We start from the raw sequence: 8315 nt of genomic DNA, 5'->3' as shown, positions 1-8315 counted from the left end.
TCGACCGCTCCGCCGTGACTTTTCAAGCCGTTATGACCAAGGCTGATAAAGTCAGCAAAGCGGAACTTGAAAAGAACATCGACATCACCCGCGCCGCCCTGGCGAAACATCCGGCGGCGTTTCCGGAATTGATCGTCACCTCTGCCGAAAAAGGTTTGGGCGTCGAAACTCTGCGCGCGACAATCGCCACATTGCAGTAGGTGGCACCCGCCCCTTGGCAGAAGCGTCCAAAGCCGCTACCAAACAATATCAACGGGACACCAGCCAGATGAAAAAGCAGTTAGCCAACATGCGTGATTCCATCGCCACCGCCCGGACTCTGAATGAGGCGCTCCCCTATTTGCAGCGCTATTCCGGTGCAATTGTTGTCGTAAAATTTGGCGGCAACGCCATGGGTGACGCGGAAGCGATGGAGGAGTTTGCACAGGACATTGTTTTCATGCGGCAAGTGGGCCTGAACCCGGTAGTCGTGCATGGTGGCGGCCCGATGATCAACAGCCTTCTGGCCAAACTCGGGATCAAATCCGAATTCATACGCGGCAAGCGCGTGACCGATGCGGCGACGGTTGAAGTCGTGGAAATGGTGCTGTCGGGGCTTGTAAACAAGCGGATCGTGCAGGCGATCAACGATGCAGGCGGGCGCGCTGTCGGCATTTCCGGCAAGGACGATGACCTGATGGTTTGCGATTATGACGATCCGGAGTTGGGATTCGTCGGGCGGCCGCGCGATATGCGGGTGCAGGTGCTGCGCGATATGTTCAACGCCGGGATCATTCCGGTCGTCGCCCCGGTTGCTCCCGGTGATCATGGTGAGACGTTCAACGTCAATGGAGACACCGCCGCGGGGGCGATTGCGGGTGCGCTGAAAGCCGACCGTTTGCTGCTGTTGACCGATGTATCCGGCGTGAAAAATGCGGAGGGTGAAGTGATCACACAACTGACCCCCGAAGAAGTGCGCGATCTGACCGAAAAAGGCGTGATTGCGGGCGGGATGATCCCGAAAACCGAAACCGCCTTGATGGCGATCGAACAGGGGGTGCGCGCGGTTGTTATCCTTGACGGTCGTATTCAGAATGCCTGTTTGCTGGAACTGTTCACCGATCACGGTGCAGGCTCATTGATCCGCTCCGCCACAGTCGCGCCGCGGGTGACGCCCCGCGACGAATGATCGAACTTGCCGCAATTGAGGCAAAGCTGACCCCGCACAACCTTGCGGTGATGGGCGGGTTCGCCTGTGACGACGACCCTGCTCTGCCTTCGGGAACGCAAACCCTGCTGCTGCTTGGTCCGGCAGAACCCGGATTTTGGTCGCGTCTGATCGGCGCGCCGGAATGGCGTGACCGGCAACCTGACCCGATTGACCGCTGGTCACGGCGCATCATTTGCCAGATTGCGTACGACTTCAGCGCAGAGGCGCTGTTTCCCTTTGGCGGCCCGCCGTGGTATCCTTTTCATCAATGGGCGATCCGATCCGGGCAGGCGTGGGACAGCCCCGTGCGGCTGCTGGTCCATGCGAAAATGGGGCTTTTCGCCTCCTATCGCGGGGCCTTGGCGCTGCAAGAACGCGTCAGTCTGCCGACGCCACCTGCCTCGCCCTGCGAAGCCTGCGCGACGAAACCTTGCCTCACCGCCTGCCCGGTATCGGCGCTGACAAAGGAAGGGTACGATCTGCCGAAATGCGACGGATTCCTCGACACTTCCGAAGGGCAGGATTGTATGAATAATGGCTGCGCTGTCCGTCGCGCTTGCCCATTGTCGCAAGCCTATGCAAGACTGCCCGAACAATCCGCCTATCACATGAGGCAATTTCACAAATGACCAAACGCTTGATCCTGACCCGCCATGCAAAATCCGCCTGGAACGACCCATTGACACCTGACCATGACCGCCCGCTGAATGAACGCGGTCACTTGGCCGCTGCCGATCTTGGGCAATGGCTCAACTCCCGAGGGTATATCCCGCAGGAGGTGCTTTGCTCCGATGCACTGCGCACGCGCCAGACCTATGACGGCATCGCTGCAAATTTGATCGGGGCGCCTGAAGTGACCCTGAAGCCGACGCTTTACAATGCAGCCGCCGATGTGATGCTGGCAGTTTTGCGCCATGCAACGGCGGAGACCGTACTGATGATCACGCACAACCCCGGCATTGCAGAGTTTGCCAGCCGCCTTGTCGCGCGCGCGCCCGTCAGTTCTGAGTTTCAGCGGTATCCAACCGGCGCCACGCTGGTCGCGGAGTTCATGGTTGAAAGCTGGAAAGACATCGGTTTTGGAAGTGCAGCCACGTTGGATTTCGTGGTTCCGCGTGAGATTGTAGCCTGAAACCACCGCCAAAATCGAAAAGGCCCAACCGAATGGTTGGGCCATTTCGTAAGTTCAAACGCGCTCAGTGGCCCAGGATTTGGCTCAGGAACAGCTTTGTCCGTTCTGACTGCGGGTTGTTGAAGAAGTCATGCGGGTTGTTCTGTTCGACGATCTGGCCCTGATCCATGAAGATGACCCGGTTCGCAACCGCCTGCGCAAAACCCATTTCATGCGTGACGCAGAGCATGGTCATGCCTTCTTCGGCCAGTTCGATCATCGTATCCAGCACCTCCTTGATCATCTCCGGATCAAGCGCCGAGGTCGGTTCATCAAACAGCATGATCCGTGGCTTCATGCACAGCGAACGCGCGATGGCCACCCGCTGTTGCTGCCCGCCCGAAAGCTGACCGGGATATTTAAGTGCCTGTTCCGGGATTTTCACCTTTTCCAGATAGTGCATCGCGACCTCCTCCGCTTCCCGCTTCGGGGTCTTGCGAACCCAGATCGGTGCGAGCGTGAGGTTTTCAAGGATGGTCAGATGCGGGAACAGGTTGAAGTGCTGAAACACCATCCCAACCTCTGACCGCACCTTGTCGATGTTCTTCAAATCGCTCGTCAACTCTGTTCCATCAACGATAATCTGCCCGGCCTGATGTTCCTCCAGCCGGTTGATACAGCGGATCAGGGTCGATTTGCCCGATCCCGAAGGGCCAGCGATGACAATCCGCTCCCCCCTATTCACCGTCAGGTCGATATCGCGCAAGACGTGGAATGTACCGTACCATTTGTTCATATTCGATATCTGGATCGCAACCTCTTCGCTGACCTGCATCTGGTCACGATTAACTTTGCGTTCAGTCACGGCTGCTGTCGTAGCTTCTGACATTTCAGGCTCCCTTAACGGTGATCGGTTTTCAACTTGCCTTCAAGATACTGCGAGTACCGGGACATGCTGAAACAAAAGATGAAGAAACAAAGCGCGATGAAGCCGTAAAGCTCCCATACGATGCCGTTCCAGTTGCTGTCGGCGCGAATGGCACTTGAAAGGCCAATCGGGTCCAGAATACCGATGAAGACAACCAGCGTGGTATCCTTGAACAAGCCGATAAAGGTGTTCACGATACCCGGAATCGAGATTTTCAACGCCTGCGGCAAAAGGATCAACCGTTGTGCCTTCCAGTAGTCGAGGCCAAGCGCATCCGCCGCCTCATACTGCCCGCGCGGCAAGGCGGCAAAGCCCCCGCGTACCACTTCGGCGATATAGGCCGCAGAGAACAACGTCACCATGATGATGACCCGCAGCAGGATATCAAAGTTGGTCCCCGGCGGCAGAAAGTAGTTCAGCAGCAAGGACGCGGTGAACAGCAGGGTAATCAGCGGCACCCCGCGAATAAACTCGATAAACCCGACGCTGATCCATTTCACCAGCGGCATGTCGGACTGACGGCCAAGGCAAAGCAGAATCCCAAGAGGCAACGACATTACGATGCCGGTGACGCCGATGATGATTGACACGGTGAACCCGCCGAGTTCATGCGATTTCACATGCTGAATCTTCAGTGGCAGGATTTGGGCCAGTTCGCTGCTCAGTGGGCCAGACAAAAACACCCACCACAGCACTGTCGCCACAACCGCACCTATTACGGCGAACAGGTCCGACACGCGCCGGAGCAGAACAAATGCGACATAGCCCACCACAAAGCCCAGAAGTACGCAGATGGTGAACCAGATGGTCCCGCCCCAGATCAACCAGAACGCCAGTGCCGGGAAGATCGCCGAGAACCAAAGCATCTTGCGCGGAACACCCGCAAACAGGATCGGCGCGATGGCAACCAGCATAAGTACAAAGGTCAAGACCGGCCGCCAGTAGATCTCCGGTGGGTAGAAACCGAATATAAGTTGGTGCCAACGGTCCTTGATAACGCCAAAGCAAGCGCCACTTTCGCCATTCAAAATCTCCCGACATTCGGAAAGCGACCCTGCATTCCAAATCGAATGGAGGAGCCAAGGCCCGATTGCCCTGACCAGAACATAAACGATAAGAATCGAAAGGATCGTCAAAATTATGTTCAGCGGCCCCGACAGAAGGTTTTCCCGCAGCCAACGAATCGCACCGACTTGGTTGCTGGGTGGCGATTTTTCCGGCAGCATCGAGTCACGAACATAAGCGACGGTTTGGCTATGTGTATCGCTCATCTCAACGCTCCCTCAACATGATGGAATTGTTGTAAACGTTCATGCTGCCGGAAATGATCAAGCTGATCACCAGATAGGTCAGCATCATCAACATCATACATTCCAATTCCCGCCCGGTCTGGTTCAGCGTGATGCCGCCCAGCGTCGCGCGCAGATCCATATAGCCAACAGCCAGCGCAAGAGATGTGTTCTTGGTGATGTTGAGATATTGCGAAATCAACGGCGGCATGATGACACGCAACGCCTGCGGCAAGATCACCAGACTCATCGTGCGACCGGGGCGCAGGCCCAAAGCGAAAGCTGCCTCTGATTGCCCTTTTGAGATCGCAAGGATGCCCGCGCGCACAATTTCGGCGATGAACGCGCCGGTATAGAGCGTCAGCGCAAGCCACATCGCGATGAAGGAGTTGCGCACGAACAATCCGCCGGAGAAGTTGAACCCTTTAAGGACCGGCAGTTCCAGATGCGCGCCCATTGCGATCATGGCAAGGATCAACGGGCCAAACAGGATCAACAAGGATTTCCACCAGGTCACCGGGCGGTCACCGGTCGACTCCTGCGTTGCCGCAGCACTGTGCTGCAAAGCCCGGTAGCCAAACACACTTGCGATAATGATTGCGATCAAAACCAGTGAGTTGACCCCGACCGTCAGCAAGCCAAGATTCACATCGCCCAGACTGCGGGAAAACAGGATACTTGGCAGATAGGAGCCGCGATTGGTAATCGCCATGCTGTCGAACATGAACATCGACGCGCTGGGATTGTCGCCGCGGAACTGATTTGGTGACGGAGTGATTTCGGTCAGCACCGCATAGATCACAAGGATCCACAACAGAAGCGGGATATTGCGGAACATTTCGACATAGGCCGCCATCAATTTGGAAATGATCCAGTTGTTGGAAAGCCGCAGCACGCCCGCCATCACCCCAACCACAGTCGCGGTGATGCAGGCAACGGCCGCCAGAACAAGCGTATTCAGCAGGCCGACAACCCAAGCCACCCAATGCGGGCTGTCATTGGTATAATCGACGAGCCTTTGGTTGATGTCATAGCCGGCCCGCGCCCAAAGGAAGCTGAAGTCGATGTCCTTGCCCTTTTCGGCAAGATTGGCCAGCGTGTTGTCAATCAGCCAAGCGGCCCCTGCCATCATCAGGAAAAGAAAGATGATCTGGATCGTGATTGAACGATACCGCGTATCGTAAATGAGCATGCTCAAACGAAAGGAGCTGCCCTGCGTTTCCGACATCATTGCCATTTGAATTCCCCGTTGCCTCTGAGTTGGCGCTTTTTCGCGCTCTGATGCGGGCATGACCCTGCCAAGCATCCATCAGATTTTGTCAATTTCCTTGGAAAAAGGGCGCACCAGTGGTGCGCCCTTTTCGGTGCCGATCCTACCGGAAGGGCGGGGAATACTGCAACCCACCTTGGGTCCACAGCGCGTTCAAGCCACGCGCCAGACCGATCGGGGTTGATTCACCGATGTTTGCGGCGAAGATTTCGCCGTAATTGCCACCAGCGGCAATCGCGCGCTTGGACCATTCCTTGTCCAGCCCGAACATACCGCCAAGATCTTCCTCGGATGACCCGAGCATACGGTTGATTTCCGGGTTGGTGGTGCCTTTCGACAACTCATCAATATTCGCCGACGTGATCCCAAACTCTTCTGCTGCGACCAAGGCATTCAACGTCCAGCGAACGATATCTGCCCACTGATCGTCACCCTGCGCCACCAACGGGCCGAGCGGCTCTTTGGAAATGATTTCCGGCAGAATGATGTGGTTTTCCGGGTCTGCGAAAGTTGCCCGCGTTGCGGCAAGCCCTGACGCGTCGGTGGTGTAGGCATCGCAGGCACCAGCCAGATACTGCTGCTGTGCTTCGGCGTTGGTTTCAATCGGAACCGGCTCATACTTCATGTTGTTTGTCTTGAAGTAGTCAGCAAGGTTCAACTCAGTGGTGGTGCCGGTCTGGATACAAACCGTCGCGCCATCAAGCTCTTTCGCGGACGATACACCCATCGACTTCTTGATCATGAAGCCCTGGCCATCGTAATAGTTGATGCCAGCAAAGGTGAACTTCAAGTCAACATCACGGCTGAAAGTCCATGTGCTGTTGCGGGCCAGAAGGTCAATCTCACCCGAGGCGAGCGCGGTGAAGCGGGTCTGACCGGTGGTCGACACAAATTTGACTTTCTTCGGGTCTTTCAGGACAGCGGCGGCAACAGCGCGGCAGATCGCCACGTCAAAACCCTGCCATTCACCAGCGGAATCCGGTGCCGAGAAGCCGTTGACGCCGGTGGAGACGCCGCAGTTCAATACGCCACGCGCCTGAACCTCTTCCAACACGGTCGCGGATGCAGCGCCAGCAACCAATGTCGCGGCTGCGGTCAGTGCCCCTACGAATACGGTTTTTTTCATTGATAATCCTTCCTGATTGCCCACCTGTTTTCAGGTGGTGTTTTTGCTCCCTTACCCCGATATTCGAGGCGAAACTGATTTAGGGTTTCCCCGTTAATCGAGCACAGTTTCGTCTGAACCGCTTTCAAAGGTCAAGCGAAAGGCACGATATTTCGCAAGATAGCATGATTTCGTCCCGTTAACCGGCAGGTTTTGCAAGAACCGGGCGGCTGACGCGACGTCTTGGCAATATTGTTACCCACACAAATCAAAGAATCGTGCGGCGTGCAGCAATGCCACGCGCTTGACCGTATCGGATTCGACGGCCTCGTCGTCCGCGCCCCATTGCTCTGTCTGCCAGGTCTCATCCAGACGCGACAGTGCAAATCCTGTCTCCGCGGATAGGTGCTTGCGGGCAATCGCATGCGCCAGAACCAAAGAACCGCTGATCGCCACAAGGTCGTGAAACGCCGACAGATGAAACGCGGTTTGCGCCTTAATCGGTTGCGCCAAGGCGTCCAGACTGGTCAGCGGTTGGGCCACAGGCATGACGCCTCCGGTCACGACAAGGCGCGCGCCGAGTTCCGCCACCGCCCAGGCCAAAACCGGATCCCACAACTGCGCCTGCCGGGCGACCAGTTCCTGCGGCGCAACGGCTCGGTAACACAGCAGATCCGAACCACCATATTCCGCCAGCATCCCCGCCACGGCGGCGAATTGTGGTGTCACCTTGTCGAGCGCTGAATTTGCGGTGCGCGTAAAGGGCATGGTTTCGGGGGCGACCTTCTCGCCCTGCGCCTGCCATTCCGCAGCGACTTCGGCGGCGAGAGTACGGGTTGGCACCCAGAATGCCGCCTTGGCCGGGGTCTTGATCGCGCGGCCGTCAAGCGTGACGGTGAACCCCTGCGCCGTCTCGCTCACCTCTGCGCGCTTCCAGAACCGTTTCGGTGCCCAAACGCTCATTCACCCCCCCCGAACGGGTCGGCGGGCACATCGTTCACACCCCAGTCCAGCGCCTTCCACGTCCGCGCCATATGGTCCGGCAACGGCGCGGTAAAGGTCATCATCTTTTTGGTAATCGGGTGTTCAATAGTCAGGGACCGCGCGTGCAAGTGCAGCTTGCGGCTGATCTCCCCTCCGATGGAAGCGCCCCAACCATCGCCTTGATTTTCCACACCGGAACCGCCGTATTTGCCATCTCCAAGGATCGGATGGCCAAGCTCTGCCATATGCGCGCGCAGTTGATGGGTGCGCCCGGTGACCGGTTCCAGCGCCATCCACGACAGGCGGGAGCCAAGGAACCACAGCACGAAGAAATCCGTTTGCGCGCGCTTGGCGTCCGGGTAATCAGCCATCTTGGCCGGATGAATACAGATCATCTTTTCGCCTTCGCCGCCCCTGCCCCGCCCCGCCGCCTTCATCA

9 protein-coding genes and 1 pseudogene are annotated in these 8315 nt (G+C 57.2%); 4 read left to right on the top strand and 6 right to left on the bottom strand.

Features of this window, described 5'->3' with window-relative positions; all coding sequences use genetic code 11:
* From L0H65_RS09685 to L0H65_RS09670, 4 genes and pseudogenes are all read left to right on the top strand, one after another.
* Nucleotides 1–200 (top strand): annotated as a pseudogene (locus L0H65_RS09685) (YihA family ribosome biogenesis GTP-binding protein); the annotation flags it as partial.
* Between the two features lie 68 nt (nucleotides 201–268).
* Nucleotides 269–1168: an acetylglutamate kinase gene (gene argB / locus L0H65_RS09680; RefSeq protein WP_301458669.1), complete on the top strand. Its 900-nt coding sequence runs from the start codon at nucleotides 269–271 to the stop codon at nucleotides 1166–1168.
* Nucleotides 1165–1818 (top strand): ferredoxin, encoded by a 654-nt coding sequence (locus L0H65_RS09675; protein WP_301458668.1) that lies wholly within the window; start codon nucleotides 1165–1167, stop codon nucleotides 1816–1818. The genes argB and L0H65_RS09675 overlap by 4 nt, the downstream gene beginning before the upstream one ends.
* Nucleotides 1815–2321 (top strand): histidine phosphatase family protein, encoded by a 507-nt coding sequence (locus tag L0H65_RS09670; protein WP_301458667.1) that lies wholly within the window; start codon nucleotides 1815–1817, stop codon nucleotides 2319–2321. The genes L0H65_RS09675 and L0H65_RS09670 overlap by 4 nt, the downstream gene beginning before the upstream one ends.
* Nucleotides 2322–2385: 64 nt before the next feature.
* Here the strand turns inward: L0H65_RS09670 and L0H65_RS09665 are convergent, their stop codons facing one another.
* The 6 genes from L0H65_RS09665 to L0H65_RS09640 all read right to left on the bottom strand — a co-directional run.
* Nucleotides 2386–3189, bottom strand: coding sequence for an amino acid ABC transporter ATP-binding protein (locus tag L0H65_RS09665; protein ID WP_301458666.1), 804 nt, complete (start codon nucleotides 3187–3189; stop codon nucleotides 2386–2388).
* An 11-nt stretch (nucleotides 3190–3200) separates the two neighbouring features.
* Nucleotides 3201–4499: an amino acid ABC transporter permease gene (locus L0H65_RS09660; protein WP_301458665.1), complete on the bottom strand. Its 1299-nt coding sequence runs from the start codon at nucleotides 4497–4499 to the stop codon at nucleotides 3201–3203.
* Between the two features lies 1 nt (nucleotide 4500).
* A complete protein-coding gene (locus tag L0H65_RS09655) occupies nucleotides 4501–5754 on the bottom strand; it encodes an amino acid ABC transporter permease (protein WP_301458664.1) in 1254 nt (417 codons plus the stop codon).
* A 136-nt stretch (nucleotides 5755–5890) separates the two neighbouring features.
* Entirely contained in the window at nucleotides 5891–6913 is a 1023-nt protein-coding gene (locus L0H65_RS09650; RefSeq protein ID WP_301458663.1) for an amino acid ABC transporter substrate-binding protein, read from the bottom strand.
* Between the two features lie 234 nt (nucleotides 6914–7147).
* On the bottom strand, nucleotides 7148–7855 hold the full coding sequence (locus L0H65_RS09645) for an ATP12 family chaperone protein (protein ID WP_301458662.1): 708 nt from the start codon (nucleotides 7853–7855) through the stop codon (nucleotides 7148–7150).
* A partial coding sequence (locus tag L0H65_RS09640) for a pseudouridine synthase (RefSeq protein ID WP_301458661.1) occupies nucleotides 7852–8315 on the bottom strand: 464 nt, incomplete at its 5' end. The genes L0H65_RS09640 and L0H65_RS09645, both read right to left, overlap by 4 nt.

It is taken from the genome of Pseudorhodobacter sp. (assembly GCF_030452865.1).
Taxonomy (GTDB): Bacteria; Pseudomonadota; Alphaproteobacteria; order Rhodobacterales; family Rhodobacteraceae; genus Pseudorhodobacter.
This window is presented reverse-complemented; position numbering and strand designations above follow the sequence as displayed.